This window comes from Cupriavidus sp. PB-02, assembly GCF_058252315.1.
Window position 1 is genome coordinate 2,455,921 of the sequence record NZ_CM177694.1, and the last position, 25,821, is coordinate 2,481,741.

Annotated in this window: 25 protein-coding genes; 6 read left to right on the forward strand and 19 right to left on the reverse strand. The window is 67.9% G+C overall.

All coding sequences use genetic code 11. The features are described from left to right. Nucleotides 1-30 precede the first annotated feature (30 nt). The 9 genes from AC10V3_RS11495 to AC10V3_RS11535 all read right to left on the reverse strand — a co-directional run bounded on the left by AC10V3_RS11495 (nt 31) and on the right by AC10V3_RS11535 (nt 10,305). On the reverse strand, nt 31-828 hold the full coding sequence (locus AC10V3_RS11495; protein WP_022535381.1) for a hypothetical protein: 798 nt from the start codon (nt 826-828) through the stop codon (nt 31-33). An 85-nt stretch (nt 829-913) separates the two neighbouring features. Then, complete coding sequence (locus AC10V3_RS11500) at nt 914-1,744, reverse strand: M55 family metallopeptidase (protein WP_022535382.1); 831 nt, start codon at nt 1,742-1,744, stop codon at nt 914-916. Further along, nucleotides 1,744-2,781 (reverse strand): DmpA family aminopeptidase, encoded by a 1,038-nt coding sequence (locus AC10V3_RS11505; RefSeq protein WP_349607317.1) that lies wholly within the window; start codon nt 2,779-2,781, stop codon nt 1,744-1,746. The genes AC10V3_RS11500 and AC10V3_RS11505 overlap by 1 nt, the downstream gene beginning before the upstream one ends. Before the next feature lie 4 nt (nt 2,782-2,785). Beyond that, nucleotides 2,786-3,700 (reverse strand): glutathione ABC transporter permease GsiD, encoded by a 915-nt coding sequence (gene gsiD / locus AC10V3_RS11510; protein ID WP_022535384.1) that lies wholly within the window; start codon nt 3,698-3,700, stop codon nt 2,786-2,788. A gap of 7 nt (nt 3,701-3,707) precedes the next feature. Next, nucleotides 3,708-4,628 carry a glutathione ABC transporter permease GsiC gene (gene gsiC, locus AC10V3_RS11515; protein ID WP_022535385.1) on the reverse strand — a complete coding sequence of 307 codons (921 nt, stop codon included), beginning with the start codon at nt 4,626-4,628 and terminating at the stop codon, nt 3,708-3,710. A 157-nt stretch (nt 4,629-4,785) separates the two neighbouring features. Continuing rightward, complete coding sequence (gene gsiB, locus AC10V3_RS11520; protein WP_349607316.1) at nt 4,786-6,342, reverse strand: glutathione ABC transporter substrate-binding protein GsiB; 1,557 nt, start codon at nt 6,340-6,342, stop codon at nt 4,786-4,788. Nucleotides 6,343-6,370: 28 nt separating this feature from the next. Further along, nucleotides 6,371-8,278, reverse strand: a complete 1,908-nt coding sequence (locus AC10V3_RS11525) for a dipeptide ABC transporter ATP-binding protein (RefSeq protein ID WP_022535387.1) — start codon at nt 8,276-8,278, stop codon at nt 6,371-6,373. A gap of 52 nt (nt 8,279-8,330) precedes the next feature. Next, a complete protein-coding gene (locus tag AC10V3_RS11530; protein WP_022535388.1) occupies nt 8,331-9,305 on the reverse strand; it encodes an isoaspartyl peptidase/L-asparaginase family protein in 975 nt (324 codons plus the stop codon). 10 nt (nt 9,306-9,315) lie between these two features. After that, nucleotides 9,316-10,305 (reverse strand): MurR/RpiR family transcriptional regulator, encoded by a 990-nt coding sequence (locus AC10V3_RS11535; protein WP_349607315.1) that lies wholly within the window; start codon nt 10,303-10,305, stop codon nt 9,316-9,318. A gap of 291 nt (nt 10,306-10,596) precedes the next feature. Here AC10V3_RS11535 and AC10V3_RS11540 point away from each other — a divergent pair, with 291 nt between their 5' ends. Next, nucleotides 10,597-12,531, forward strand: a complete 1,935-nt coding sequence (locus tag AC10V3_RS11540) for an ATP-binding cassette domain-containing protein (protein WP_022535390.1) — start codon at nt 10,597-10,599, stop codon at nt 12,529-12,531. Nucleotides 12,532-12,681: 150 nt separating this feature from the next. Here AC10V3_RS11540 and AC10V3_RS11545 read toward each other — a convergent pair whose 3' ends face one another. The 4 genes from AC10V3_RS11545 to alr form a co-directional block, all read right to left on the reverse strand. After that, entirely contained in the window at nt 12,682-13,167 is a 486-nt protein-coding gene (locus tag AC10V3_RS11545) for a disulfide bond formation protein B (protein ID WP_022535391.1), read from the reverse strand. 144 nt (nt 13,168-13,311) lie between these two features. Beyond that, nucleotides 13,312-13,878 (reverse strand): GNAT family N-acetyltransferase, encoded by a 567-nt coding sequence (locus AC10V3_RS11550; protein ID WP_022535392.1) that lies wholly within the window; start codon nt 13,876-13,878, stop codon nt 13,312-13,314. 2 nt (nt 13,879-13,880) lie between these two features. After that, complete coding sequence (gene radA, locus AC10V3_RS11555) at nt 13,881-15,242, reverse strand: DNA repair protein RadA (RefSeq protein ID WP_022535393.1); 1,362 nt, start codon at nt 15,240-15,242, stop codon at nt 13,881-13,883. Nucleotides 15,243-15,351: 109 nt separating this feature from the next. Next, the gene (alr, locus tag AC10V3_RS11560) at nt 15,352-16,473 is read right to left on the reverse strand and encodes an alanine racemase (protein ID WP_022535394.1); all 1,122 of its coding nucleotides are present in this window, start codon (nt 16,471-16,473) and stop codon (nt 15,352-15,354) included. Between the two features lie 579 nt (nt 16,474-17,052). Here alr and lplT point away from each other — a divergent pair. Further along, nucleotides 17,053-18,372 (forward strand): lysophospholipid transporter LplT, encoded by a 1,320-nt coding sequence (lplT, locus tag AC10V3_RS11565; protein WP_041681475.1) that lies wholly within the window; start codon nt 17,053-17,055, stop codon nt 18,370-18,372. 50 nt (nt 18,373-18,422) lie between these two features. Here the strand turns inward: lplT and AC10V3_RS11570 are convergent, their stop codons facing one another. Genes AC10V3_RS11570 through tsaB form a run of 4 tightly spaced genes read right to left on the reverse strand, consistent with a single transcriptional unit; the run spans nt 18,423 to nt 21,754 of the window. Next, nucleotides 18,423-19,556 (reverse strand): DUF1853 family protein, encoded by a 1,134-nt coding sequence (locus tag AC10V3_RS11570; RefSeq protein ID WP_349607314.1) that lies wholly within the window; start codon nt 19,554-19,556, stop codon nt 18,423-18,425. Beyond that, nucleotides 19,531-20,448, reverse strand: coding sequence for a uracil-DNA glycosylase (locus AC10V3_RS11575; protein ID WP_490922235.1), 918 nt, complete (start codon nt 20,446-20,448; stop codon nt 19,531-19,533). The genes AC10V3_RS11570 and AC10V3_RS11575 overlap by 26 nt, the downstream gene beginning before the upstream one ends. Further along, the gene (gene rimI / locus AC10V3_RS11580) at nt 20,445-21,005 is read right to left on the reverse strand and encodes a ribosomal protein S18-alanine N-acetyltransferase (RefSeq protein ID WP_490922236.1); all 561 of its coding nucleotides are present in this window, start codon (nt 21,003-21,005) and stop codon (nt 20,445-20,447) included. Before rimI ends, AC10V3_RS11575 begins: the two co-directional genes overlap by 4 nt. Then, nucleotides 21,002-21,754: a tRNA (adenosine(37)-N6)-threonylcarbamoyltransferase complex dimerization subunit type 1 TsaB gene (tsaB, locus tag AC10V3_RS11585; RefSeq protein WP_349607311.1), complete on the reverse strand. Its 753-nt coding sequence runs from the start codon at nt 21,752-21,754 to the stop codon at nt 21,002-21,004. Before tsaB ends, rimI begins: the two co-directional genes overlap by 4 nt. A gap of 128 nt (nt 21,755-21,882) precedes the next feature. On the opposite strand from tsaB, the gene AC10V3_RS11590 reads away from it, so the two are divergent. Beyond that, entirely contained in the window at nt 21,883-22,152 is a 270-nt protein-coding gene (locus tag AC10V3_RS11590) for an acyl-CoA-binding protein (protein WP_349607310.1), read from the forward strand. Between the two features lie 81 nt (nt 22,153-22,233). Here the strand turns inward: AC10V3_RS11590 and AC10V3_RS11595 are convergent, their stop codons facing one another. Further along, a complete protein-coding gene (locus tag AC10V3_RS11595; protein ID WP_349607309.1) occupies nt 22,234-23,715 on the reverse strand; it encodes a DHA2 family efflux MFS transporter permease subunit in 1,482 nt (493 codons plus the stop codon). Beyond that, nucleotides 23,712-24,182, reverse strand: coding sequence for an SRPBCC family protein (locus AC10V3_RS11600; RefSeq protein WP_022535402.1), 471 nt, complete (start codon nt 24,180-24,182; stop codon nt 23,712-23,714). The genes AC10V3_RS11595 and AC10V3_RS11600 overlap by 4 nt, the downstream gene beginning before the upstream one ends. Before the next feature lie 166 nt (nt 24,183-24,348). Here AC10V3_RS11600 and AC10V3_RS11605 point away from each other — a divergent pair, with 166 nt between their 5' ends. The 3 genes from AC10V3_RS11605 to AC10V3_RS11615 all read left to right on the forward strand — a co-directional run bounded on the left by AC10V3_RS11605 (nt 24,349) and on the right by AC10V3_RS11615 (nt 25,745). After that, a complete protein-coding gene (locus AC10V3_RS11605; protein WP_022535403.1) occupies nt 24,349-25,023 on the forward strand; it encodes an SGNH/GDSL hydrolase family protein in 675 nt (224 codons plus the stop codon). 119 nt (nt 25,024-25,142) lie between these two features. Beyond that, complete coding sequence (locus AC10V3_RS11610) at nt 25,143-25,550, forward strand: VOC family protein (RefSeq protein WP_022535404.1); 408 nt, start codon at nt 25,143-25,145, stop codon at nt 25,548-25,550. Nucleotides 25,551-25,619: 69 nt separating this feature from the next. After that, on the forward strand, nt 25,620-25,745 hold the full coding sequence (locus AC10V3_RS11615) for a type II toxin-antitoxin system PemK/MazF family toxin (protein WP_490923676.1): 126 nt from the start codon (nt 25,620-25,622) through the stop codon (nt 25,743-25,745). The last annotated feature ends 76 nt before the right edge of the window (nt 25,746-25,821 follow it).

The window sequence follows — 25,821 nt, forward strand, 5'->3', positions numbered from 1 at the left end:
GCCGGGATTGCCAACTGCGGCCAACCGCGGCTAGAACAGCGGGTCGGAGCGGTCGCCGGGGCGGCTATCGGATCGGTTTTGGGACGGGGCCGCCGGCTCTGCGTCAGACCCTGGCCCCCAGATGCCCGGGGAGGTAAATGCCTGCGGATGCATCTCAATCCCGCCGGCGGCAAGCTGGCTGGCGGACAGTACCAGGTGGCGTGCCAGCCAGTCGTGCAGGCCGCGCAGGAAGCGGATGTTGCCAACGCTGTTGGAGGCGGCGATCAGCCGCTCCAGCTTCACGTGTGCGGTATAGACATCGAGCAGGTTGGTGGCGCGCAGCCGCGGCGGCGTGGTCCGGCTGCGCTCGATCGCCAGGATGCGGCGCACCTGCGGCGCGGCCAGGTCGCCGGTGCGCAGGTACTGTTCATAGACGGGGTCGAGCGCAGGGAAGCGCACGGTCGGCTGCACACGCGGCACCGAGGCCACCTTTTCCATGCGCAACACCAGGTAGCGGATCGCGGCGGCGCGCTCGGCAATTGCCGTTTCCGCCGCGCTGGGGCGGCGGCGCACGCCGGCAGGCACCGGGTCGGGCAAGTCGCTGCGCGGCACCACGTCGCGTTCGGTGTAGTCCGGCACCTGCAGCAGCAGGCCGGGATGGGGCACCGCAGCGCGGGCACAGTCTTCGCCGAACGGGTGCTCGTGCCCGGCGGCGTCCCGCAGGATATAGGCCTGCCCGGCCGCAAAGCCGTGGTGACGGCGGCTGTTGCCGCGCGCATGGCAGCGCGTGGCGGGGTCGACGAAGTCCTTGCGTACGGGGATCCAGCCCCCGTCGGTTGCCTGGGTCATGCGTGGGGTAAGGCCTTGGGTATTGCTCGAACCCGCCATTGTCGCCGATCCGCGGACTACCGCCGGCAAACTGCCCTGCCCGGCCTTACTTCAGCATGAACGACATCGCCGACAGACAGTTCAACATGCGGATTGCCGCCTGCACCGTATCGGCCTGGAAACACAGCGTGACGCCGTCGCGGCGCTCGAGCGCGGGCCACTGGCAGAACAGGTCCGCATGGGCTGGCGTGAGCGTCTGCAGCCGGCAGGTCACGGGCGTGCTCATGCGCAGGCACTCCGCTTGCGCACGATCACGCACCGCCTCGGCCGCGGCAGCCGCGATCGCTTCACGCGCCGCCGCCGGCGACAGCGTGGTGCCGCTGCCGAAGCCAGCTGCGGACTTGGTCTCGACATAGCGCACCCACGGCATCAGCGCATGGGTCTCCTGCACGAAGACATCGTCGCCGCTGGCCATCAGCACCGGCACCCCAAACTCGCCGGCGAGCGCGCCATACAGGCCGGCCTCGCCCACTTCCTTGCCGTTGAGCCAGACCCGCGCAAACGCGCTGCTGTTGATGGTATGTGCCAGCACGCCGCGGCTCTGCGCGCGGCCGTGGTAGCCGATCATCAGCACGCCGTCGGCGGCACCCTCTACGCCGCCCTCTACGCCCGTCATCATGCCGAGATAGCGCGGCTTGCCCAGCACCAGCCGCGCGCGCGGATCGATCTGGTCCGGCAGCAGGTTGCGGAAACCGCCGTGCGAGTCGTTGACCAGCACTTCGGTGGCCCCGCCGGCAAAGGCGCCGGCGACGGCGGCATTGGCCTCGCCGGTCATCCAGGCGCGGGCGCGTTCATATTCGCCGTTGCCGGGGCGGGTCTGTTCAGCGTGGAAGACGCCGGCCACGCCTTCGATATCGGTGGAAATCAGGATCTTCATCAGGCGGTCTTGCCCAGTTCAGGCATTACATCCAGCAGCGCGCGACGGCAATGGCCGTCGCGGCCTCGTACCGTCGCGGCGTGACAAAGCGCATGCAGGATGGCTTGCTCGACGCTGTCGGCCGCGGCGCGGAACAGTGGGTCGAGCCTGGTTTCGTGCAGCATGGAGACGGCCGGCATGGGCCGGTCGGCCTGGTGCGGCACGGTATAGGCGGTGGAGAATGCGAGCGCGATATCGCCCGAGCCGTGCCCGAACACCGAGCCGGTGCGGGCCAGCCCTGCCCCGGCGCGCAGCGACAGCCGGCGCAACTGGCGCGCGTCCAGCGGCGCGTCGGTGGCCAGGATCATGATGATCGAGCCCTTTTCCGGCTGCGCCGTGGTGTCGGCTTGCGCCAGCCGCTTCACGAGTTCCGGCCCGCGCAGCTGTCCGCCCACGGTCAGTGACTCCGGCGTGCCGAAATTGGCCAGCACCAGCGCGCCCACGCAATAGCCGTCCGCCATCCGCGACGCCGTGCCGATGCCGCCCTTGACGCCGAACGACGACATGCCGCGGCCGGCCCCGACCGCGCCCTGCGCGACGTCCTGGCCGGTGCCGGCGAGCGCGGCATCGTAGTGGCTGCCCTCCACTGCCATGCACTGGATATCGTTCAGGTAGCCGTCATTGCATTCGAACACCAGCGGATTGACAGTCGGCAGTGCGCGGCCAATTTCCGGGTTGGCGGCCACCGCCGCACGGATCTGCGCCTGCGCCACGGCGCCGACCGAGAAGGTGTTGGTGAGCGCAACCGGGGTTTCCAGCACGCCCAGCTCGTCCACCTGCACCAGCCCCACGCTCTTGCCAAAGCCGTTGAGCACGGTCGCCGCCGCCGGCACCTTGTCGCGATAGGGATCGCCGGCGTGCGGCCTGATCACGGTGACGCCGGTCTGCACGGCGTCCTGCGCCAGCGTGCAGTGGCCGACCGTCACGCCGGCCACATCGGCAATGCTGTCCAATGGACCTGCAGGCAGGCCGCCGATGCGCGGCATCGATAGGCTCATCGCTTTAGCGCCGGTCGATCTTGGGATCGAGCGCGTCGCGCAACCCATCGCCAAGCAGGTTGAACGCCAGCACGGTCAGGAAGATCGCCAGGCTCGGGAAGATCGCCACGTGCGGCGCGGTCACCATGTCGGCGCGCGCTTCGTTGAGCATCGCCCCCCATTCCGGCGTGGGCGGCTGCGCACCCAGGCCAAGGAACGACAGGCTGGCCGCGGTGATGATCGAGGTGCCGATACGCATCGAGAAATACACTACGATCGACGACACCGTGCCCGGCAAAATATGCCGCATCAGGATGGTCCAGTCCGACGCGCCGATGCTGCGCGCAGCCTCCACATAGGTCAGCCGCTTGAGCATCAGCGTATTGCCGCGCACCAGCCGCGCGAACGCCGGGATGCTGAAGATGGCCACGGCGAAAATCACGTTGGTCATGCCGTTGCCAAGGATCGCCACGATGCCGATCGCCAGCAGGATGCCCGGGAAGGCAAAGAGCACGTCTGAAATGCGCATCACGATGCGGTCCCACCAGCCCTCGTAGTAGCCCGCCAGCAGGCCCAGCACGGTGCCGATCAGCGCGCCGATGATCACCGACAGGAAGCCCGCCGCCAGCGAGATGCGCGCCCCGGCCAGGATGCGGCTGAAGATATCGCGCCCGAGCGAATCGACCCCCATCCAGTGCGCGGCCGACGGGCCGGCATTAAGCGCGTCGTAGTCGAAGAAGTTCTCCGGGTCGTACGGCACGATATGCGGCGCCACGATGGCAATCACCACCAGCACCAGCACGAACGCGCCGGCGCCCAGCGCCAGGTGTTGCTTGCGGAATTTGCGCCAGAACTCGGTCCAGGGCGTGCGCACGGCCTCCGGCACGGGGGCGGTGGCGGGTGCCGCTTCAGTTGCGGCGGGCGTGGAAAGCTCAGTCATGCCGGCCTCACTTGTAGCGGATGGTTGGGTTGATCACGGTGTAGAGCATGTCCACCACCAGGTTGATCAGGATGAATTCGAGCGAGAACAGCAGCACCTCGGCCTGGATCACCGGGTAGTCGCGCATCTCGACGGCATCGACCAGCAGGCGCCCCAGGCCCGGCCAGTTGAACACCTTTTCCACCACGATCGAGCCGCCCAGCAGGAAGCCGAACTGCAGGCCCATCATCGTCACCACCGGGATCATGGCGTTGCGCAGGCCGTGCTTGGCCACCACCAGCGTCTCGTGCACGCCCTTGGCGCGGGCGGTGCGGATGAAATCCTCTTGCAGCACCTCGACGAACGAGGCCCGCGTAAAACGCGCCATCACCGCGGCCACCGCCGCACCCAGCGTGATGGACGGCAACACGTAGTGCTTCCAGCTGTCGGCGCCGATCGACGGCAGCCAGCCCAGCTGCACCGAGAACACTTCCATCAGCAGCATGCCCAGCGCAAAGGCCGGGAACGAGATGCCCGACACCGCCAGCGTCATGCCGAGCCGGTCCGGCCAGCGGTTGCGCCACACGGCCGAGCCGATGCCGATCGCCATGCCGAACACCACCGCCCAGGCCATCGACGCCACCGTCAGCAGCAGCGTGGGCATGAAGCGGTCACCGATTTCCTCGCTCACCGGGCGCTTGGTGCGCAGCGAATGGCCGAACTCGCCGCGGACCGCATTGGAGAAGAAGTTGACGAACTGCTCGTGCATGGGCCGGTCCAGCCCAAGATCCTTGCGCACTAGTTCGACCGTGGCCGAGTCGGCCTCCGGGCCCGCCGCCAGCCGCGCGGGATCGCCCGGCAGCAGGTGGACGAACAGGAACACCAGCACTGCCACGATCAGCAGCGTGGGGATCACGCCCAGCACACGTTTGAGGAAATAATTCAGCATGACACACCAAGAGGAAAGGCCGCGGGCCGCCCGCCTGCGAACCCCGCGTCGCGGGCAGGCGGCCGTCTGTCGGCTTACTGCTTTACTGCTTACTGCTCTGGGATGGGATAGCGTGAATCGGGCGCCTGGGTACTGCCGGCGCCCGACCATCTACCCATTACTGCTTGATATCGATCTCGTCGAAATTGAACGAGCCGTCCGGCATTACGTAGGCACCGGTCAGCCGTTTGCTGCGTGCGAACAGCACCTTCTCGGTCACCAGGAAGGCCCACGGCGCATCCTTCCAGATGCGTTCCTGGGCGTCCTTGTACAGGCGCGCCTTTTCGCCACGATCGGTGGTGCGCAGCGCGCCGGCGATATCGGCATCGACCTGGTCGTTCTTGTAGTACGCGGTGTTCAGCAGCTTGGGCGGCATCGACTCGGAAGCCAGCAGCGGACGCAGCGCCCAGTCCGATTCACCGGTCGACGACGACCAGCCCACGTAGTAGATGCGCACGCCGGCGTCTTCCGGCTTCTGCACGCTCTCCACCTTCTCCACGCGCTGGCCGGCTTCGAGCGCCTGCACCGAGGCCTTGATGCCGACCTGCTGCAGCTGCTGCTGCACGAACTGGATCACCTTCTGCGCGGTGGTGTGGTTGTAGGCCGACCACAGCGTGGTCTCGAAGCCGTTCGGGTAGCCGGCCTCCTTCAGCAGCGCGCGCGCCTTGGCCGGGTCATACGGCCACGGGCCCAGCTTCTCCGCAAAGTCCACGCCCGGCGGCACCACGCCCTCGGACGGCACGGCGTAGCCGGCAAAGGCGACCTTGGCCAGCGCGTCCTTGTTGATCGCGTAGTTGATGGCCTGGCGCACCTTGGGGTCGTTGAACGGCTTCACCATCGTATTCAGGCTCAGGTAGCGCTGGATGATCGACGGCGCCGAGATCAGGTCCACCTTGGTGCTGTTCTTCAGCACCGCGGCCTGCTCGAACGGGATGCTGAAGGCAAAGTCCGCCTCGCCGGTCTGCATCACGGCGGCGCGCGTGTTGTTGTCGACCACCGGCTTCCAGGTGATGGTGTCGATCTTCGGGTAACCGGTCTTCCAGAAGCCGGCAAACTTCCTGCCCTTGAGGTGGTCAGGCTGCTTCCACTCGACGAACTCGAACGGGCCGGTGCCGACCGGGTGGAAGGCAATGTCCTTGCCGTACTTCTGCAGCGCCGCCGGCGAGATCATCACGGCCGACGGATGGGCCAGCACGTTGACGAAGGGCGAGAACGGCTCCTTCAGCGTGACCTTCACCGTGCTGCCGTCCACCACGTCGGTCTTCGCCACGCGGTTGAACAGCGTATATCGCTTGAGCTTGTTGGCAGGGTTGGTCACGCGGTCCAGGTTGGCCTTGACGGCGGCGGCGTCGAACGTGGTGCCATCGTGGAACTTGACGCCCTTCTTCAGCTTGATGGTGTAGGTCAGGCCATCCTTGCTGACGTCATAGCTCTCGGCCAGCACGTTGACCAGCTTCATGTCCTTGTCCAGGCCGAACAGCCCCTGGTAGAAGCTCTTGGACACGGCCTGCGATAGCGTGTCGTTCGAGTCGTACGGGTCGAGCGAGGTAAACGTGGAAGCGACGGCCATCACCGCGTCCTTGGCGGCAAAGGCGGACAGCGGCGCCAGCGCGCCCATCGCGCCGGCCGCAAGCAGCCCGGCCACCAGCCTGGGCGAAACCATCCGTGCAGACATCTCGATTCTCCTTGGATTTACTTCCGTTTCAGTAGGCGCCGCCAACGGCGTGCCGGGCAACAAAATGACCAATCCCGCTACCGCCAGGCACCGGCACCAGCGGCTGCACCACCGGTTCGTCGCCGACCACGCGGATCGGGCTGGGGATCTCGTCGTTCAGCGGCTCGCGCCGCAGGTGGCGCCGCGCCGGGTCGGCGATCGGCACCGCCGACATCAGCTTTTTTGTGTAGGGGTGCTGCGGGTTCTCGAAAATGGCGCGGCGCGGGCCGATCTCGACGATCTGGCCCAGGTACATCACCGCCACGCGGTGGCTCACGCGCTCCACCACCGCCATGTCGTGCGAGATAAACAGGAAGGCGATGCCAAGCTCGCGCTGCAGGTCCAGCATCAGGTTGACGATCTGCGCCTGGATCGACACGTCCAGCGCGGAGACCGATTCATCGGCCACCACCACCTTGGGGTTCAGCGCCAGCGCGCGCGCAATGCAGATGCGCTGGCGCTGGCCGCCGGAGAACTCGTGCGGATAGCGCGCCGCGTGCGAGGGGTCCAGCCCCACCTTGTCGAGCAGCCAGGCCACGCGCTGCTCGGCCTCCTTGCCGCTGGCGACCTTGTGCACCAGCAGCGGCTCCATGATCGAATAGCCCACCGGTACGCGCGGATCGAGCGAGGCGAACGGGTCCTGGAAGATGAACTGGATATTGCGGCGCAGGGTCTGCAGCGCTGGCCCCTCCATCTTGCTGATGTTTTGCCCGGCGAACTCGATCGTGCCGCTCTGGCTTTCCACCAGGCGCAGCAGCGAGCGGCCCGTGGTGGACTTGCCGCAGCCGGACTCTCCCACCAGCGCCAGCGTCTCGCCGGGATAGAGGTCGAAGCTGACCTTCTCGACCGCGTGCACGCGCCGCGTGACGCGGCCGAACAGGCCGCCGGGCACGTCGAAGCGTGTCACCAGGTCCTGCACGCGCAGGATCGGCGCGACGCCAGGCGTCACGGTGTCTTGTGGCGCGACCGGCTCGGCGTTGGCGCTGTCCAGGCGCAGCAGCGGGAACTTGGCCGGCAGGTCGGTGCCGCTCATCGCGCCCAGCCGCGGCACCGCCGACAGCAGCGCACGGGTGTACGGATGCGCCGGCGCGCGGAACACGTCCTCCGAACTGCCCTCTTCCACCTTTTCGCCGCGATACATCACCAGCACGCGGTCGGCCACCTCGGCCACCACGCCCATGTCGTGGGTGATAAAGACCACGCCCATATGCATCTCGGCCTGCAGCCCGCGGATCAGCTGCAGGATTTCGGCCTGGATGGTCACGTCCAGTGCCGTGGTCGGCTCGTCGGCGATCAGGAGCGCCGGCTTGCACGACAGCGCCATCGCGATCATCACGCGCTGGCGCATGCCGCCCGAGAGCTGGTGCGGATAGCGCTCCAGCACGCGGCGCGCCTCGGGGATGCGCACCAGCTCCAGCATGCGCAGCGCCTCGGCGCGCGCAGCGGCGCGGCTCTTGCCCTGGTGCAGCCGGATCGATTCGGCGATCTGCTCGCCCACCGCGAAGACCGGGTTGAGCGAGGTCATCGGCTCCTGGAAAATCATCGCCACGTCGGCGCCGCGCACGCTGCGCAGCGTGGCGTTGTCCGCGCGCACCAGGTCGAGCACCTCGCCGCCGCGCCGGCGCAGCGCCATGCTGCCGGAGACGATCTTGCCGCCGCCATGTTCGACCAGGCGCATCAGCGCCAGCGACGTGACCGACTTGCCCGAGCCCGACTCGCCCACCACCGCCAGCGTCTCGCCGCGGTCGACATGGAAAGACAGGTTGCGCACCGCCTCGACGGTGCGCTCGGACGTGGCAAAGCGCACGGTCAGCCCGTTCACCGAGACGACGCGCTCGGGCGGCAGTGCGATGCCGGATGCGGAAGCGTGCGATTGCGCAGGGGTAGTGGTGGCCACTGGAACTCCTTGTATTGCTGCTTGATGCTCGGACTTGCTGGTGCGGTGCAGGTCAGCCGTAGATCGACACGTTCGCCGCCTCGCCCACCCGGGCGAAACCGCGATACATGCCTTCGGTGTTGAACGGAAGCGTGACGTTGCCGGCGCGGTCCACCGCGATCAGGCCGCCGCGGCCGTTGATGGCGCGCAGTTTTTCCATCACCACGCGCCGGGCCGATTCCTCGAGCGACAGGCCGGCGTAGCGCATCTGCGCGGACACGTCGTAAGCGGCCACGGTGCGGATGAACATTTCGCCGGTGCCGGTCGCGGACACGGCCGCCACGTCATCGGCATAGCAGCCCGCGCCGATCACCGGCGTATCGCCAACGCGGCCCACGCGCTTGTTGGTCACGCCGCCGGTGGAAGTGGCCGCGGCCAGGTTGCCCTGGCTGTCGCAGGCGACCGCGCCGACGGTGCCGAACTTGCTGTCGGGATCGATCGGATCGGCCGGCCGGGCCTTGCCCTGCGCGGCCAGCGCGGCGGCGTCGTGGTCCAGCAGCGCCATGCCTGCGGTGCCGCGCGCGCGCTGCCACTGATCGTGGCGAGCCTGCGTGAAGTAGTAGTCCGGCGCCACCAGTTCCAGGCCCTGCGCTTCGGCAAACGCCTCGGCGCCGGCGCCGGCAAAGAGCACATGCTCGCTGCGATCCAGCACCGCGCGCGCGGCCAGCACCGGATTGCGCAGGCGCGTGACGCAGGCCACCGCGCCGGCATCGAGCGTGGCGCCGTCCATCACCGCGGCGTCCAGTTCAAAGGTGCCGGCATGGGTCAGCACGGCGCCCTTGCCCGCATTGAACAGCGGGCATTCTTCCAGCAGGCGCACGGCCTCGGTGACGGCGTCGAGCGCGCTGCCGCCATCGGCCAGGATGCGCTGCCCGGCTCGCAGCACGTGTTGCAGCGCCTCGGTGTATTCGCGTTCGCGTGCGGGGTCCATCGCGGCGCGGGTAATGGTGCCGGCGCCGCCGTGGATGGCAATGACTGCTTGATGCATGAGAGGGAGCTCAGGACTTCTGGGTGTGAGGGGAACGGCGGCGCGTAGCGCCGGCCTTGGCTTCGATGGGCTGTGCAGCGTCGTCGTGGTCGCGCTCGCTGCGATTGGCGCGGTCCGCACGCTGCGCGCGTTCGACGCCCGCGGCGCCATACAGCCACGGCAGCAGGAATTCGGTCATTTCGGCGGCGGCCTTGACCGGCCGCTCGGCCCGATGCGCCACCGCGCCGCACAGCGCTTCGATCAGCGCCAGCACGGTGGCATCGGAATTGGCGGAGAGCCGGTTGGCCGCCTGCGCGTACAGCGCGATATCGGCAATCGGCGCCAGCGGCGAGGTCGGCCCGTCGGTCAGCGCCAGCAACTGGCCGCCGTGCGCCTTGGCACGCTGGGCAAGCTCGACGGTGTCGGCGACATAGCGCGGGAAGGCGATCACGATCAGCAGGTCGCTCGGCTGCAGCTTGAACAACTGGCGCGCCGCATGCGAGGCGCCACCGGCGCCTGCCACGGAGGTCACCGTGCGGCAGTGCATTTCCAGCCCGTGCTGCAGCAGGCCGGCGAGGAAACCACTCGCGCCGAAACCCGCTACGTATACGCGCTGCGCCCCCAGGATCGCCGAGACCGCGCGCTCGCAGGCTGCAGCATCGATGCCGCGCCGCGTAGCTTCGGCATTGGCGGCGGCGTCTTCCAGCGAGGCGGCAAACACCTCGGCCGCGGTCGCGGGCCGCTCCAGTTCGCTGCGCAGCCGCTCCACCGGGGCCAGCGTGGCTTCATAGCCACGCACCAGTTCGGCCCGGAACTGCGGATAGCCGTCAAAGCCCAGCGCCCGCGCAAAGCGGTTGGCCGTAGCGACCGATACCTCCACTGCCGTCGCGAACTCGTCGATGCGCATCGTCGCCGCGCGGAACAGGTTCGCCAGCACGTATTCCGCCATGCGGCGGTGTGCCGGCGTCAGCGTCGGCAGGCTGCGCGCAATGCGGTCGGAGATGGAATGGCCGTTGGACATGCGGAAGGGTCAGGAAAAATTCGAAAAACGGTGATTTGTATCGTGTAAATGAATTTACACTCAACCCATACCCAAAGAAAATAGAGTTTTACCAGACCGAGGGTAATCCCTAGGCGCGCGGGCGCACCCGGCACCGCGCAGGTGCATGATCGGCACCGCGTCGGAACCGTTTTCACATCTGCGGGCATGGGCCCGCACCGGAAACGCTACAATGCCGGCCAGCGCAGCAAACCCGCCGCTGACCGCTTTTCTCTGCGTTTTTCCGTTCTTCTTTCAGACGCTTCCCCACTCGTGATCCGAATCGACCAGCTTGTCCTCCAGCGCGGCACCAAGGTGCTGTTCGACCACACCAGCGTGACGCTCAACCCGGGCGAGCGCGTTGGCCTTGTCGGCGCCAACGGCAGCGGCAAGTCGACGCTGTTCGCGCTGCTGCGTGGCGAACTGCATCCGGACGGGGGCGATGTCAGCGTGCCCACGCAGTGGCGCGTCGCACACGTGGCGCAGGAAACGCCGGCGGTGGACCGCAGCGCGGTGGACTACGTGATCGACGGCGACACGCGCCTGCGCGAGATCGAAGCCGCCATCGCCGCCGCACAGGGCACCGGCGACGGCAGCGCCGAGGGCGAGGCCCACGCCGAGTTTGCCGACGCCGACGGCTACACCGCCCCGGCGCGCGCCGAGGCGCTGCTGCTGGGCCTGGGGTTCACGCTGGCGCAGGTGACGCAGCCGGTGGCGTCGTTCTCCGGCGGCTGGCGCATGCGCCTGAACCTGGCGCAGGCGCTGATGTGCCCGTCCGATCTGCTGCTGCTCGACGAACCCACCAACCACCTGGACCTGGACGCCATCGTCTGGCTGGAAGACTGGCTGGCGCGCTATCCGGGCACGCTGGTGATGATTTCGCACGACCGCGAATTCCTCGACGCGATCTGCAACGTCACTGTGCATATCGAGAACCAGCAGTTGCGCCGCTACGGCGGCAACTACACGCTGTTCGAGACGCTGCGCCTGCAGCAGATGGCACAGCAACAGTCCGCCTACGTGCGCCAGCAGAAGGAAATCGCGCACCTGGAATCGTTTATCACGCGCTTCAAGGCCAAGGCGACCAAGGCGCGGCAGGCGCAGAGCCGGGTCAAGGCGCTGGAGAAGATGGAACGGCTGGCGCCGGTGCACGTCGCATCCGGCTTCGCCTTCGAGTTCCGCGAGCCCGACGCCGCGCCCAACCCGATGATGGTGCTCGACGGCGTCGACTGCGGCTATGCCGAGGCCGATCCGCCCGTCACCATCCTGCACAACCTGGCGCTGTCGATCCAGAACGGCCAGCGCATCGGCCTGCTGGGCGCCAACGGCCAGGGCAAGTCGACACTGGTCAAAACTCTGGCCGGCACGCAGGACCCACTCACCGGCAAGCTGCGCCTGGGCAAGGGCCTGCAGATCGGCTACTTCGCCCAGCACCAGCTGGAAACGCTGCGCGACCACGACTCGCCGCTGCAGCACCTGGCACGCCTGGCGCCTGACACCCGCGAGCAGGAACTGCGCGACTTCCTCGGCAGCTTCAACTTCCGCGGGGATATGGCGACCTCGCCGATCGAACCCTTCTCCGGCGGCGAGAAGGCGCGGCTGGCGCTGTCGCTGATCGTCTGGCAGAAGCCCAACCTGCTGCTGCTGGACGAACCGACCAACCACCTCGACCTGGACACCCGCGAAGCGCTGACGATGGCGCTGGCGCAGTTCGAAGGCACGCTGATTCTCGTCTCGCACGACCGGCATCTGCTGCGCGCTACCGCGGATCAGTTCATGCTGGTGGCCGATGGCACGATCAAGCCGTTTGATGGCGACCTGGACGACTATCGCGACTGGCTGCTGCAACAGGCCGCCGCCAAGCGCAATGCTGCGGTGGCCGCGCATCAGGCGGAGAACGGTGGCGATGCCGCTGCTACGGTCAACCGCAAGGATCAGCGCCGCGCTGAAGCGGATGAGCGCCAGCGGCTGTCGGCGCTGCGCAAGCCGTTGACCAAGGAGTTGGAGAAAGTCGAGAAACGCATGGCGGTGCTCCAGACGGCCAAGACGGAAATCGACCAGTTCATGGCCGATGAGACAAGCTATGCCGAAGCCAACAAGGCGAAGCTGATGGAGATGCTGAAGCGCCAGGGCGAGGTCAACGGCGAGTTGGAGACGCTGGAAGAGAAATGGCTGGAACTGCAGGAGCAGATTGAGCAGATTGCGTGAGGGGTCTGACGGGTCCGAGTCCCCTCCTTCGCATCCATCAATCGAAAGCTTTCAAACCGGCGCCTGTTTGCGAACAGTCAGCGTCAAGCCGCGCAGCAGAAAAAAACCGGCGCCTGTGGCGCCGGTTCTCTATTCCGCTGTCCGCGAAGTTCAACGGAAATTCTTCTCCCGCCGGATCAACCCCACCGCCAGCGTCAGCGTCAGGATAAACAGCCAGATCAGCGACCACGCCGGCACCGACAGCCCCAGCACCGGCGGCAGCGGCGCAGCGCAGAGGCCATCGGCATAAAACACCTGCGGCAGCACCTTGGCCGTCGGCAGCGCATTGACCCAGTTCTCCAGCGGATCGATGCCGCAGCTGGCCTTGGGGTTAAGTAGCAGTGCCACGTGGTAAACCGCCACCGCAATGCCGGCGATGCCCGACAACATGCCGAGCCCCTGCCACAGCGAGCGCGTGTTCTGCGCCACCACGGCCAGCAACGAGAAGATGCCGATGCCGATAAAGGCGAAGCGCTGCATCACGCAGAGCGGACAAGGCTGGTAGCCCTTTTCAAACTGGAGGTAGAGCGCAACGCCGACCAGGCCGAAGGAAACGAGGGCGATCAGCAGGAAATAGGCGCGTGAGTTGGCTTGCATAGATGGTGATCAGGTAATCCGGTAAACGGTGCCGTCAGTTCAGGGCGCGGCATTGCTGCGCATTATTACCGATTTTGCAGCGCCAGCCTTGGGCGTCACACTGGGGCCGCATCCCCTGCCCTGCGGCGGATTGACGCAGCGGTGCTAGGCTTCGGCCTCCTGCCACGCCGTGCGCGGCAGACGATACAGGCAATGCGGCCGCAACGGGTGGCTTGGTGGCAGTGCGGGATGCTCGAACACGAGTGCATCCTCGTGCATGCCGAGCCGCTCCATTACGGCACGCGAGCGGCGGTTGTCCAGCGCAGTGAAGGACACGATCTCATCCAGCCCCAGCCGGCCAAAGCCCCAGCCCAGCGCGCCGCACGCGGCCTCGGTGGCGTAACCGCTGCCCCACGCATGGCGTGCGAGGCGCCAGCCGATCTCCACGCACGGCGAAAACGGCAGTGCCGCCGCCGGCTCGTGCAGGCCGACAAACCCCAGGAAGCCACCGTCCATTTTGCGCTCAACCACCCAGAATCCCCAGCCCCGCGTCGCGATCAGGTCGCGGCAGCGGTCCGCCATCGCATCGCTTTCGGCGCGCGTCAGCGTGGCAGGGAAATAGCGCATCACCTCCGCGTCGGCATTGAGCGCGGCGAACGGCGCGTAGTCAGCATCGCGCCACTGGCGCAGCCGCAGGCGTTCGGTCTCGAAGGCAATACCGTCGCCGTCCATGCTCAATCCAGGTGCCGCACGCGGTCGATCGCCTGCTCGATGCGCTCCACCGCGATCACTTCGAGCCCGTCGATCTTCTGCTTGGGCGCGTTGGCCTTGGGGATCACGGCCAGCGTGAAACCCAGCTTGGCGGCCTCCTTCAGCCGGTCCTGCCCCCTCGGGCTCGGCCGGATTTCGCCCGCCAGCCCGACTTCGCCGAACACCACCAGCCCGCGCGGCAGCGGCTTGTTGCGCATCGACGAGTGGATCGACAGCAGCACCGCCAGGTCGGCGGCGGGCTCGGTGATCTTGACCCCGCCGACCGCGTTCAGGAACACGTCCTGGTCGAAGCAGGCGACACCCGCATGCCGGTGCAGCACCGCCAGCAGCAGCGCCAGACGGTTCTGCTCCAGCCCCACGGCCAGCCGGCGCGGGTTGGGCACATGCGCCGTATCGACCAGCGCCTGGACTTCCACCAGCAGCGGCCGCGTGCCCTCCTGCGTCACCAGCACGCACGAGCCCGGCACGGTCTCTTCATGTTGCGACAGGAACAGCGCCGACGGGTTGCTGATGCCGCGCAGCCCGCGCTCGGTCATCGCGAACACGCCCAGCTCGTTGACCGCGCCGAAGCGGTTCTTGAAAGCGCGGATCAGCCGGTGCGAGGAGTGGGTATCGCCCTCGAAGTACAGCACCGTGTCGACGATATGCTCCAGCACGCGCGGCCCGGCCAGGCTGCCTTCCTTGGTCACGTGGCCGACCAGGATGATGGTGATGCCGGTGCTCTTGGCGATGCGCGTCAGCTGCGCCGCGCATTCGCGCACCTGCGCGACCGAGCCCGGCGCGGAGGTCAGCGCCTCGGAATACAGGGTCTGGATCGAGTCGATCACCGCGACTTCGGGCTTCTCTACCTCCAGCGTGGCCTGGATCTTCTCGAGCTGGATTTCCGCCAGCAGCCCAAGCGACGGGCTTTCCACCCCCAGGCGCTGCGCGCGCAGCGCGATCTGCGCGCCGGATTCTTCGCCGCTGACATAGAGCACGCGGCGCTGCCCGGCCAGGTTGGCCAGTGCCTGCAGCAGCAGCGTGGACTTGCCGATGCCGGGGTCGCCGCCGATCAGCACCACCCCGCCCGACACCAGGCCGCCGCCCAGCACGCGGTCGAATTCATCGATGCCGCTGGAAAAGCGCGGCACGTCGGCCGCCTCGATCTCGGACAGCTTGCGCACCGTGGCCGACGCGGCCAGCGGCTGGAAGCGCTTGGTCGAGGCGGTCTCGGCCACCGTCTCCACCAGCGTGTTCCACTGCTGGCAATGCGGGCACTGGCCGGCCCAGCGCGGCGTGGTGCCGCCGCATTCGGTACAGGTATAGACAGTCTTGGTCTTGGCCAACGGATGTCCTTGCAGGAAAAAAGCGGGCCGGGCCCACAAGTGGCCCGGCCGGCAGATGGTAAGGCGGCGGGCCTGCGCCCGCGCTCGCGGCTTGTGCGGGACTGCGCGCTCAGGCCACCACGGGCGCTGCGCTGTCCGACGCCGTGATGGTCGCCACCGTGGTCGGCACGCGCGGCGCCAGTGCGCACATCAGCTCATAGCCGACCGTGCCGCTGGCCTGCGCCACTTCGTCGATCGGCAGGCCCTGCCCCCACAGCGTGACCGCGCTGCCCACCTTGGCCTTCGGGCACGGCGTCAGGTCCACGCACAGCATGTCCATCGACACGCGCCCCACCAGTTCGGTGCGCACGCCGTCGACCAGCACCGGCGCGCGCTGCTCGCCCCAGCCGGAGGCATGGCGCGGGTAGCCGTCGGCATAGCCGCAGGCGACCACGCCGATGCGCATCGGCCGCTCGGCAGTAAACAAGGAGCCATAGCCGACGCTGTCGCCCGGCTGCAGGTCCTGCACCGAGATCAGCTCGCTGTGCAGCGACATGGCCGGCTGCAGCCCGGTGCCGGCGATATCGGCGTCGCGCCCGGTCGGCGAAGCGCCGTACAGGATAATGCCGGGGCGCACCCAGGCCCGGTGCGCCTGCGGATGCCACAGCACCGCGGCCGAGTTCGACAGGCTGGCCTCGCCCGGCAGGTTGGCGGTGGCCGCGTCGAAGGCCTCGATCTGGTGGGCGACGCCTCGGGGACTATCCGCATCGGAAAAATGCGTCATATGGACGATACTGCCCACACAGGGCATCGAGCGGGCGCGTTCCCAGGCGGCACGGTACTGGGCCGGCTGGAAGCCCAGCCGGTTCATGCCGGTATTGAGCTTGAGCTGGATCGCCAGCGGCCCCCGGGGACGTGCGCTTTCCAGCATGCGCAGCTGCTCGTCGCAATGGATGGCGGTGGTCAGGCGGTATTGTTCGATCACGTCCACGTCCTGCGGCTGGAAGAATCCCTCCAGCAGCAGGATCGGGCCCTGCCAGCCGAGGTCGCGCAGCAGCACGGCTTCGTTCAGGTCGAGCAGGCCGAAGCCGTCGGCGCCGCGCAGCGCGGCAAACACACGGCGGATACCGTGGCCGTAGGCATTGGCCTTGACCACCGCCCAGATGCGCGAAGCGGGCGCGCTGCGGCGCACAATGTCGAGGTTGTTGGCCAGGGCGGGTTGGTGGATGACAGCGTGGATGGGTCTTGGCATGGAGTCACATCTCGGAAATAGGACGAGCGGGCGGGCGATCCAGTGGGCAACGCCGATGCGGGCAGCGCGGGCTGGCGGCACGGCGGCGGCTGGAAGGACGGCTCTGTCTCAGTGTCGATGGCGCAAACATCACCTGTCGGTGTGTGCAGCACGTTGGGGCAACCGGCGCGGGTCATCTCGCGCTAATGTGTTCCGGTCGCCATCTTGCCCGACCAGTGCACCAGATCAGGGAAGACCCGGTCGGCTCGGGGTGATCGCAGCCGTTATTTGAACACATTCAGAAGCCGTTGCCGGGGGTCCTTGGGGAATCGGCGCGGCAATTTGCTGTCAAAAAGGCGCCTTGCCGGGGTTCGGGAATGTCATGGTTTCGTGATATAAAGCCGGACGCTCCGGCCATGTTCTAAAAGCGAAGCATTTATGTCAATGACTGCCAGGCAAGCCGCACGTCGCCGCAGCAAAGTGCAACCGACACAATTCGACACGGCCGCGGTACAAGGTTCCCTGCAAACCATGGCCTCCCCGGCCGGCGCCAGCCTGGCCGAGCCGCACGGAGTGCGCGATGGAGAGAAAGTCGAGAGCATGAAGAAGGGTTTTTACACCATCATGGCCGCGCAGTTTTTTTCGTCGCTGGCCGACAACGCCTTACTGATCGCCGCCATCGCCCTTCTCACCGAATTGCATTCCCCGCAGTGGATGACTCCGCTGCTCAAGCTGTTCTTCGTTCTCTCCTACGTCATCCTCGCCGCGTTCGTGGGCGCCTTTGCAGACTCCATGCCCAAGGGGCGGGTGATGCTCATCACCAACGCCATCAAGGTGGTCGGGTGCGCGATCATGATGTTCGGGCTGCACCCCCTGCTGGCGTATGGCGTGGTGGGATTCGGCGCGGCGGCGTACTCGCCGGCCAAGTACGGCATCCTGACCGAGCTGCTGCCCCCCGAGAAGCTGGTGATGGCCAACGGCTGGATCGAGGGGCTGACGGTGGGCTCGATCATCCTGGGCACCGTGGTGGGCGGCGCGCTGATCTCGGTGCATATCTCCGACATCCTGCTGCGGCTGGACCTGCCCCTCATCAACACCGGCATCGACACGCCCGCCGAGGCCGCGATGGTGGTGATCATGCTGTTCTACGTGGTCGCCTCGGTCTTCAACCTGTTTATCCCCGACACCGGGGCGCGCTACCCTCAGCAGGAAAAGAACCCGATCAAGCTGATCGCCGAGTTCGGCGACTGCTTCCTGGCGCTGTGGCGCGACAAGCTCGGGCAGATCTCGCTGGCCGTGACCACGCTGTTCTGGGGCGTGGGCGCCACACTGCAGTTCATCGTACTGAAATGGGCGGAAAAGTCGCTCGGCCTGAACCTGTCGCAGGGCGCGCTGCTGCAGGCGGTGGTGGCAGTGGGCGTGGCCGTCGGCGCTATCCTTGCCGCCGCGCGCATCCCGCTGCGCAAGTCGCTCTCCGTGCTGCCCTTCGGTGTGGCGATGGGCGCGACCGTGATGATCATGGCCTTCTATACCAAGGACGCCATGCCCGAGGTCACGCTGCACATCCTGGGCATGCACATGCCGCTGTACATGTTCATCGCCTATGTGTTCCTGATGCTGGTGGGCGCGATGTCAGGCTACTTCGTGGTGCCGATGAACGCGCTGCTGCAGCATCGTGGGCACGTGCTGCTGTCGGCCGGCCACTCGATCGCAGTGCAGAACTTCAATGAGAACGTGTCGGTGCTGCTGATGCTGTGCCTGTACGCGCTGCTGATCAAGCTGAACGTGCCGATCGGCGTGGTGATCATCGCGCTGGGGCTGTTTATCTGCGTGACCATGCTGCTGGTGCTCAAGCTGCACAAATACAACATGCGTACGTTCAACTCGCTGGCGATGATCGGCGAGGACAAGCACCACTAAGCCTTCACCCTCGCTCGCCCCGCCTGCCGGCTGCACAGCCGGCGCGGGGATCAGGCCGCGTCGTCCGGCGCGGCCCGCGGCCCCGGCCGCAGCTCCTCCGCCGCCCGCGCCAGCGCCCTTTCCTCCCACCCCGGCGGCACCACGAAACCCCGCGAGCATTCGCGCCACCACCCCGGCGCCTGCGGTCCCGCCGGCTCCAGTTCGCATAGCATCACCGGCGCTTCGCGGCGCCAGCCGTGGTCATGGCGCGGATCGGCAAAGCGCTGCGCCAGAAAGGCGTGCAGCCCCTCGACCTCTTCCGTACCGGCATCCGTCACGAACGCCCCCGACAGCCAGCCCGAACGCGGCAACCGGCACCAGCGCGAGCCCGGCCGCGAAGCGGCACGCGCCATCCACCCGTCCAGCGACGACCACCAGCCGTGCAGGTGGTCGGGCGCGATGCCCAGCACGTCCAGCCCTGCCGGCACCTGCCCGTCGCGATAGAACAGCCAGCCCAGCAGGTAGACCTCGCTACGGTCGATCGCATGGCCCAGCAGCGCCTGCGCCTCGGGCGTGCGCCCGAGCGGCAGCTGGCGGTGCACCACGTGGCCGAGCTTGTCGCCGAGCCGGTCGACCAGGTTCGGGCCGACAAAGTCCTGCAACCGCGGCAGCGGCTCCGTGCCGGCCATCAGGTAGAACTTGGCCGCCATCTCCCAGTGGACCACCTCGCCGGAAGCCAGGTCGCGCCAGACGAAATCCAGCTCGCCCAGCGTGCGGATGCCCTGCCTTCCCGCGTGCCGCACCGGCACGTTGGCGGCCAGCAGCGACAGCCCTTGCATATGCCGCAGCGCGAAATGCAGCAGTCTTTCTGCATGGCGGCCCAGACGCAGGCTGCGGCTCGCAGGGTCATGGCTGGAATCGTCGGCGGAGAGCGGATGGCCGTCGGCCAGCTCGTCGATGGTGGCGGGCAACGCGGCGGGGTCGGCCGTCTCCAGCCAGCGCTGCCAGGCAGCCAGCGTGCCGCCGGGCCAGCGCGCCGGGGCCGCGCCCGGTACCGCCGCCAGCAGCGGCGGCGACAGCGTGGTCCAGGCCAGGTCGCGCGTACGCGCCGACGCGGCGCGTCGCCACAGCGGCGGACCCGACGGCAAATTGCCGTCGCCGCCGCGGTTCAGCGCGAGGTCAGGCCCCAGCTCCCGCACGGTCATGCACCTCGCGCGCCAGGCACAGGTCTTCCCAGGCGCGCGCCTTGTCGGTCAGGGTCCGCAGCAGGTAGGCCGGGTGGTAGGTCACCACCACCGGGATGCCTTCGTAGGTATGCACGGTGCCGCGCAGCTTGCCGATCGGCGTGGTCGAGCGCAGCAGCGACTGCGCCGCAAAGCGGCCCAGCACCACGATCACCTTGGGCTTCACCAGTGCGATCTGGCGGCGCAGGAAGGGCTCGCACTGCGCCACCTCGTCCGGCTCCGGGTTGCGGTTGCCCGGCGGGCGGCACTTGAGCACGTTGGCGATAAAGACATTGCGCCCGCGCGCCAATCCGAGCGCGCCGAGCATATTGTCAAGCAGCTTGCCGGCCTGGCCGACAAAGGGCTCGCCCTGCTGGTCCTCGTTCTCGCCGGGGGCTTCGCCGATCAGCATCCATTCGGCCTGGCGGTCGCCGACGCCGAACACGGTGTTGGTGCGCGTCTGGCACAGGCCGCAGGCGGTGCAGCCGGCGACCGCCGCTTCCAGCACGGGCCAGTCCATGGTGGCGATGTCCGCCTCGCGATCGACCTGCGCCGAGCCGGGCTCCGGCCCCGCCGGCACCAGCGAGGGCATCGCGGGCGCCCTGTCGATGGTGAGGGGCGCCTCGGCTGGCGGCGTCGGCGCGGCGGCCTGGGCCGGCGCGCCGACAGGCGCTTCGGCTACGGGCGGGGCTTCGGCAATCGAAACGGCCGGAGCGGCCAGAGCGGCCAGAGCGGCGCTGAGCGGCGCATCAACCGTGGCGACCTCGCCTGCCTCGGGCAGCGCCAGGGCCTGCGGCTCGCCGCCGGCGCGCTGGCGCAGCACCCACTCCGCGGGGATGCCCAGCACCTCCAGGAATTGCGCGCGGCGGCTCATGCGCGGCCCTCCGTGCCGTCATTGGCGGCGGCATCCTCCGGCCAGCTGCGGCGCAACACCAGCGCGTCTTCACGGGTGCGGCCCTCGGCCGGGTAATACCCCTTGCGGCGCCCGATCTCGAGAAACCCGGCGGCCTGGTACAACGCGATCGCGCCGGTATTGGACGGGCGCACTTCCAGCAGCATGGTGCGGATGCGGTGCGCGTGCGAGGTAGCCAGCACGATCGCCAGCATCAGCCGCCCCAGCCCCTGGCGCTGGCGCCGCGGCTCGACGGTGATGTTGAGCAGGTGCATCTCGTCGACCACCGGCATCAGCACGGCGTAGGCCACCAGCGTGCCGGCCGGGTCGCGCAGCGTCAGGCCGAGATGCCCGGCCTTGACCGAGTTCTCGAAATTGCCGCGCGTCCACGGATGGCTGTAGGCGCGTGCCTCGATGCCGGCCACGGCCTCCAGGTCCAGCGCGCTCATGCGGCCCAGCGCCCAGCCGTCCGGCAGCGGCGGCATGGCCGGTACTGCCGGCCACTCGTTGCGCTCTTCCAGCGGATAGGCGGCGCTCACGATGCGCTCCCGGCCTGGGCCGCGGCGCGTGCGGCGGCCACGGCTTCGCGTTCGGCGATGGTCTGGGCGACCTTGTCGCGCAGGTAGATCGGCATGGCTTGGTCGGCGTCGATGGCTTCACCGCGGGCCAGTGCGCGCAAGCCGATGGAGACCATCGGCTGCGCATGCGGCATCGCCTCCGGCAGCACGCGCGACGCGCGCGCCAGGCCCGCCAGCCGCTCGCCGAATACCGTCGAGGCATTGCCCGCGATCCAGAAATCGCCCTCGGGCAACGTTACCGTTTCCGGTGCGCCGACCCGCATCGGCGTGATTTCCGCCCATTCCCGCGCGGCGGCATCCCAGCGGAAGGCGCCGGAATAGGCCTCGTCCATGCGCGCATCCAGCGCCACCAGCACCGCGGTATTATCCGGCAGCGAAGCCTCGCGCGCGCGTTCGGCGCAGGCCATCAGGGTATTGACGGGAACCACCGGCAGGCCGGCCCCGAAGGCCAGGCCCTGCGCCACGCCGCAGGCCGTGCGCAGGCCGGTGAACGAGCCCGGGCCGGCGCCGAAGGCGATCGCGGCGCAATCGGCGAGCACGATGCCGGCCTCGGCCAGCACCTCGCCAGCGGCCGGCAGCACGCGTGCGGACGAGCGTGCGCCGGTGTGCTCATGGCGCACCAGGCACTCGATTCCGGCACCCGCGACGGCACGTCCGAGCGCGACCGAGCACCACTCCGTAGAAGTTTCAACAGCAAGAATCCAGGACATGGCGCGATTGTATCCGCTGGCGCCCGGAACCGAGGGCTTCTTCGGTTTTATACGCACGGTAGGGCACGCTGGCGCGGCTATCATCGGGCTGCACTTTTGCAATCCAGCCAGAACAAACGGAGGAAACCATGAGCGACCTGCAGGCACGCTTCGACCAGGCCCAGATCGACGTCAAGCAACTGAGCGAGCGCCCCAGTAACATGACCCTGCTGCGCCTGTACGCGCTGTTCAAGCAAGGTAGCGAAGGCGACGCCCACGGCGACAAGCCGGGCATGACCGACTTTGTCGGCCGCTACAAGTTCGAAGCCTGGGAAGCGCTGCGCGGCACCGCGCGCGAACCGGCGATGGAACAGTACATCGCGCTGGTGGAAGAGCTGCGCAGCGGCGCCGCCAACTGATCCGCACCCTGCCGCGGGGCGCCGGCATGGCGCTCCCGGCCACGCGATGGCACGGCGCTACCGTCCACTCCCCCGGCGGCTTCAGCCCGCCGGCACCGGCCTCGGCCGGATCCGCCACGCCGCGAACATCGCGCTGGCGATCACGACCCCAACCGCCAGGAAAGTTTCATCGAAGGCCCGGATGCGCGCCGCCTGCAACGCCGCATCGCCGGCCTGGCCCACCACCGCGCCGTGCTCCGCCAGCCGCCACTGCAGGCCCACGCCAGCCAGGCTCACGCCGATGGCCCCGCCCAGTTGCCGCAGGAAGTTGATGCAGCTCGAGCCCTGCGCGATCAGCGAGAAATCCACGCCGCGCATGGCCCCCAGCGTCAGCGACGGCAGGATGCAGCCCAGCCCGATCCGCCCCAGCACCGCCAGCGCCACCAGCACCAGGTATGGCGTGGTGCGCGAACCCAGCGCCATCAGCACGAACGACAAGGCCAGCAGCGCCAGCCCGAACGACACCTGCACGTGCGGCGCGATCCGATTCGTGAAGCGCCCCGCCAGCCCGATCGTCAGGGCCAGCGCCACGCCCGCCGGCAGCAGCACCAGGCCCGCGCGCGACGGCGTGTATTCCAGCGCCATCTGCATGTAGACCGGCAGCAGGTAGGTCGAGCCGAACAAGCCCGCGCCATAGATAAAGGCCACAACCGCCCCGGCCGCGAACTGCCGGTAGCTGTACAGCCGCAGGTTCATCAGTGGATAGGCGGCACGCAGCTGCCACAGCACGAAGGCCGCCAGCATCAGCACGCCGAAGCCCGCCAGCGCCAGGCCCGCGGGCACGCTCTCGCGCATCTGCACCACGCCGTTGAGCAGGCTGACCGTGGCGATGCCGGCCAACCCCAGTCCGCGCCAGTCCAGCGGCTCGCGCTCGCCGATCATGATCGAATCCACCGCCATGAAGCGGCGCGCCATGACCACGCCGATCAGCGTCAGCGGCACCACCACGAAGAAGATCGAACGCCAGCCGAACGCCTCCACCAGGAAGCCGCCCAGGCTCGGCCCCAACGCCGGCGCCAGCACCACGCCGAAGCCGAACGCGCTGATCGCCTTGCCTTGCTCGCGTTCCTCGAACGAGCGCAGGATCAGGATATTGGGCAACGGCTGCATGATGCCCGCCGCCACGCCTTCGGCCGCGCGCATCGCGATCATCACGCCATACGTTGGTGAGAACCCGCCAAAGAAGCCGCCCACGCCCAGCAACACCGACGCGCCGAGGAAGGTGCGGCGCAGCCCGTAGCGATTGAGCAGCCACGGCGTCAGCAGCATCGACAGCGTCATCGCGATCATGAAGCTGGCCGCGACCCATTGGGCGCGCTCCTGGCCCAGCGCGAAATGCTGGCTCAGGTCCGGGATGGCAACGTTGACGATGGTGGACGAGACGATCGACGAGATCGTGCCCAGCATCAGCGTCACCAGCACCAGCCAGCGCAGCCGATCCCCGTAGCGGGCACGCAGCGCCTGCCGCGTCGGTCCGCCCGGCGGCTGGCCGGAGCCCTCCGGCGTGACGGGGCCGCGGTTCACCCCAGCCGCCCGGTGTCGGCGATCTCGCGGATCTTGCGGACGGTGTCGATGTCGGCCTCGTGGTAGGCGGATTTGACGATCTCGGCATAGCGAGCGTCGCCGCTGGCATCGACCGCCGGCATGGTGGTGTCGTAGACAAAGCGAAGCAGCAGCGCGCCGGGGCCCGGGGTCTCGATCGCCATGGTCAGGGTGCCGCCGGCATGCTCGGCTGTGGCGGCGGTTTCATAGCGCACCTGCCGGCGCGGCTCGAATACCACGCGGTCATGGATCGAGGCCGCGCCGAAATGCAGCACGCGGTCGATCCAGTTGTCGCCACGGCCAACCACCTCGGCGCTGTCCAGGCCCAGCACGAACAGTTCGGGCGACTCGGCGCGCAGCACCAGCCCTTGCCACAGCTGGTCAGGCGTCAGCGGATCCAGTTGTGGGTTGCCTGGATCGTTGATCTCAACCAAGTGCTCGAAACGCAACTTCTTTCTCCCTGTCAGCAGTAAGTCGATATTATGAAGTCTCCGCGTGTTCGGAAGACCTTTTTGTCTGCGCGGTGCAACATTTCTGTCACAGCCCGCGGCGGTACTCTGAACGTCGCTCCCATTGCTGCTTATCGACCGCAATCCCGCCGACTGGAACCCCCTCATGCCCGCCGCGCCCTTGGCCGAAGCCGATCCCATCCAGGTCCTTGTCTACGCCGACTCGCTTTCATGGGGCATCGTGCCGGGCACCCGCCAGCGCCTGCCCTTCCCGGTGCGCTGGCCCGGCCGGCTGGAACTCGGCCTGAACGCCGACGGCGGCGCGCCCGTGCGCATCATCGAAGACTGCCTGAACGGCCGCCGCACGGTCTGGGACGATCCTTTCAAACCCGGGCGCAACGGCCTGCAAGGGCTCGCGCTGCGCATCGAGATCCACTCGCCGCTGGCGCTGGTGGTCCTGATGCTCGGTAACAACGATTTCCAGTCGATGCACCCGCACAACGCCTGGCACGCCGCCCAGGGCATCGGCGCGCTGGTGCATGCGATCCGCACCGCACCGATCGAACCCGGCATGCCGGTGCCGCCGGTGCTGGTGGTCACGCCGCCGCCGATCCGCACGCCGCGCGGCCCGCTGGCGCCCAAGTTCGCGGGCGGCGAGCACAAGTGGGCAGGCTTGCCGCAAGCCGTTGCAGAGGTTTGCGCGCAACTGGACTGCCCGCTGTTCGATGCGGGCACTTTGATTCAGAGCAGCGAGGTCGATGGTGTACACCTGGACGCCGACGCTCACCTGGCGCTGGGCGATGCGCTGTGCCCGGTCGTGCGCCGGTTGCTGGAGCGCTGACGCCGCCCTCCAGACACCCCGCCTGCCGGCCGGCTGAAACATCACTCCTGACAGGAATTGTCAGGAGGCCGGGCGCACAATGCGGCCGCCCTCACACAGAACGCCGTCAGGAGGCTGTCATGGAGTTGCTGATCAATATCGACGTCGACGACCTGTCGCGCGGCATCGGCTTTTACGAACAAGCGCTCGGCCTGAAGCTGAACCGCAAGCTGTTCGACGGTACCGTCGCCGAAATGGTCGGCGGCACTACGCCGATCTACCTGCTCGCCAAACCCGCGGGCACCCGCCCCACCACCCGCTCAGATACCCGGCGCGACTATCGCCGCCACTGGACGCCGGTCCACCTGGACTTTGTCGTGTCCAACCTCGAACAGGCTATCGAACGCGCGCTGGGAGCCGGCGCGGAGATCGAGGACTGGCCGCAGGATTACGAATGGGGGCGGCAGGCGACGCTGTCGGATCCGTTCGGGCACGGGCTTTGTTTTATTGAGTGGGCAGGGGAAGGATATGGCGCGGTGGCCGGCTGACGCGGCGCACCGGCTTTCGGACATATCGCCTGTCCAAGACCAGGCTCGGGTGTCACATTTCCATGCAGCATCGCGCTTGACCTAGACCAGGTACGGACCGTGGACAAGTCACGGCTGCTCAAGCGAGCCGGCGGCCTTAACGAAAAGACGATGCTGGAGGCCCTGCGCACCCTGCGCGAGGTGTTTGCGGACTGAGGCAAGGCGCAAAAGCATTTAATGCCAGGCTATCGGCGTCATTGGATTTTCATAAGCATATGAAAAAGAAATAGAC